Origin of the sequence: Escherichia sp. AM3 (assembly GCF_032029835.1) — a bacterium.
In the GTDB taxonomy this organism is placed as follows: Bacteria; Pseudomonadota; Gammaproteobacteria; order Enterobacterales; family Enterobacteriaceae; genus Escherichia; species Escherichia coli.
This window is the reverse complement of record NZ_JAVUPQ010000200.1, coordinates 1-2,451: the sequence shown is the minus strand read 5'-3', so window position 1 is coordinate 2,451 and position 2,451 is coordinate 1. Positions and strand designations below refer to the sequence as shown.

Annotated in this window: 3 protein-coding genes and 1 pseudogene; 3 read left to right on the top strand and 1 reads right to left on the bottom strand. The window is 36.8% G+C overall.

All coding sequences use genetic code 11. The features are described from left to right. Positions 1-610: RHS repeat-associated core domain-containing protein (locus RTW80_RS24050; protein ID WP_250267819.1), on the top strand; the 610-nt coding region annotated here is incomplete at its 5' end. Then, a complete protein-coding gene (ydcD, locus tag RTW80_RS24045; RefSeq protein WP_000939263.1) occupies positions 594-1,076 on the top strand; it encodes a protein YdcD in 483 nt (160 codons plus the stop codon). The genes RTW80_RS24050 and ydcD, both read left to right, overlap by 17 nt. Here the strand turns inward: ydcD and RTW80_RS24040 are convergent. Further along, entirely contained in the window at positions 991-1,176 is a 186-nt protein-coding gene (locus RTW80_RS24040; RefSeq protein WP_120795385.1) for a protein YncO, read from the bottom strand. The two genes, ydcD and RTW80_RS24040, sit on opposite strands and share 86 nt — an antisense overlap. An 81-nt stretch (positions 1,177-1,257) precedes the next feature. Between RTW80_RS24040 and RTW80_RS24035 the strand changes: the two are divergent. Next, positions 1,258-2,402, top strand: a pseudogene (locus tag RTW80_RS24035) (ISAs1 family transposase). The last annotated feature ends 49 nt before the right edge of the window (positions 2,403-2,451 follow it).

Sequence of the window (2,451 nt, the reverse complement as noted above, 5' to 3'; positions counted from 1 at the left end):
GCAGCATGATGAGGAGTCGGGGCTGTACTATAACCGTCACCGGCACTACGATCCGTTGCAGGGGCGGTATATCACCCCGGACCCGATTGGGTTGAGAGGTGGATGGAATATGTATCAGTATCCGTTGAATCCCATACAAGTGATAGACCCAATGGGGTTAGATGCGATTGAGAATATGACATCAGGTGGACTAATTTATGCCGTATCTGGTGTACCTGGATTGATTGCTGCAAACAGCATTACTAACAGTGCTTACCAGTTCGGTTATGATATGGATGCTATTGTTGGCGGAGCTCATAATGGGGCCGCCGATGCAATGAGACATTGTTACTTGATGTGTCGAATGACTAAGACATTTGGATCAACAATAGCTGACGTGATAGGTAAAAATCATGAGGCGGCAGGGGATAGACAAGGTCAGCCAGCTAAAGAAAGAATCATGGATCTTAAAAATAACACTGTCGGTATTGCTTGTGGCGATTTTTCTGCCAAATGTAGCGATGCATGTATTGAAAAATATAACACTGGGCAACTCTTCGGGTTAGATGGTATAAAAGCAGATAATCCAATAAAAGCAAAGCAAGGGAGTTCAGATGCTTCAAATTATTAGAGGCAAACTTGTCATTTTTTTAATTACCCTTTGTTTATTTGTTGTTTACCTTGGGTTTGATAACAATTCAAATTCTGACATCGTATTTTATGGACATAAAACACCAAAGAGCGTTGAGATATATCTTTCTGAAAAAAATATTATTTATAAAATAATTAATGACCAAAAAATTAGTAGAGGGAATGGTCATTTTATAAGTATAATGGTTAATAATTACAGGACGCACTGTGGAGTGGTTGATATAAATCTTAATTTTTTCAATGATATTCTTTATAGCGTGCGATTAAAAAACATTAGTAAACTGGAGAATATGGAGTTCTGCGCTACAAAACAACGGGTGTATTTTAGTGATAAAAACAAGAAGGCTAGTTATAAAATAATTAATTATGGAGACTATTATGATGTTGATTATTATGATAACAATTTGAAAAATGAAGTTTTTGACTGGATTGGTAAATGGTCATAATGAACAACACCAGAAAGAGAAAAATATAAAATACATACAGAAAGACATGAGAGCAAGGGACGGGGCAGGGCAAGATCATGAAAATTGTGATGTAAATCACGATTTTCATCTTTGCTTTAACGCCTACAGGTGATCAAAATTTAACCTTTGGAATAACTAAAAAGATAAAAAAGGACGCCAGGTGAGTATTCAAAGTTTGCTTGATTATATTTCAGTGACCCCTGATATACGACAACAAGGAAAGGTTAAACATAAATTATCTGCTATTTTGTTTCTCACCGTATGTGCAGTAATTGCAGGTGCCGATGAGTGGCAGGAAATTGAAGATTTTGGACATGAAAGACTTGAATGGCTAAAGAAATATGGTGATTTTGATAATGGCATTCCGGTCGATGACACCATTGCACGCGTTGTGAGTAACATTGACAGTTTGGCCTTTGAAAAGATGTTTATTGAATGGATGCAGGAGTGCCATGAAATCACTGATGGTGAAATTATAGCAATAGATGGAAAGACCATAAGAGGCTCCTTTGATAAGGGAAAAAGAAAAGGAGCAATCCATATGGTGAGTGCATTCTCGAACGAAAATGGTGTTGTACTGGGGCAGGTGAAAACGGAAGCCAAAAGTAATGAGATTACAGCCATTCCAGAGTTGCTTAACCTACTGTATTTAAAGAAAAATTTGATAACCATTGATGCTATGGGCTGTCAGAAAGATATCTCTTCGAAGATCAAAGATAAAAAAGCAGATTATCTTCTGGCAGTAAAAGGCAATCAGGGGAAATTACATCATGCATTCGAGGAAAAATTTCCTGTAAATGTGTTTTCTAATTATAAAGGCGATTCGTTTAGTACGCAGGAGATAAGTCATGGAAGAAAAGAAACACGTTTGCATATTGTCAGTAACGTAACGCCTGAATTTTTGTGATTTTGAATTCGAATGGAAGGGATTAAAAAAGCTTTGTGTAGCATTGTCATTCAGGCAGAAGAAAGAAGATAAATCAGCAGAAGGTGTAAGCATCCGATATTATATTTCATCAAAGGATATGGATGCTAAAGAATTTGCACATGCTATCAGAGCGCACTGGCTGATCGAGCACAGTCTTCATTGGGTGTTAGATGTAAAAATGAATGAAGATGCCAGCCGGATAAGAAGAGGAAACGCAGCCTAAATAATATCTGGAATAAAGAAGATGGCACTGAATTTATTAAGAGATTGCAAAGACATTAAGGGTGAAGAGGAAAAGAAAGAACGCTGCGTTAAACACAGGGAAAGATCATCAGAAGTTCACTTTTTGTACTAAACAATTCGCATTTTATGTTTAAAAATTGAGATATTCCTTATTACCTAAAGCTGTTTTTTATTGCTTACACA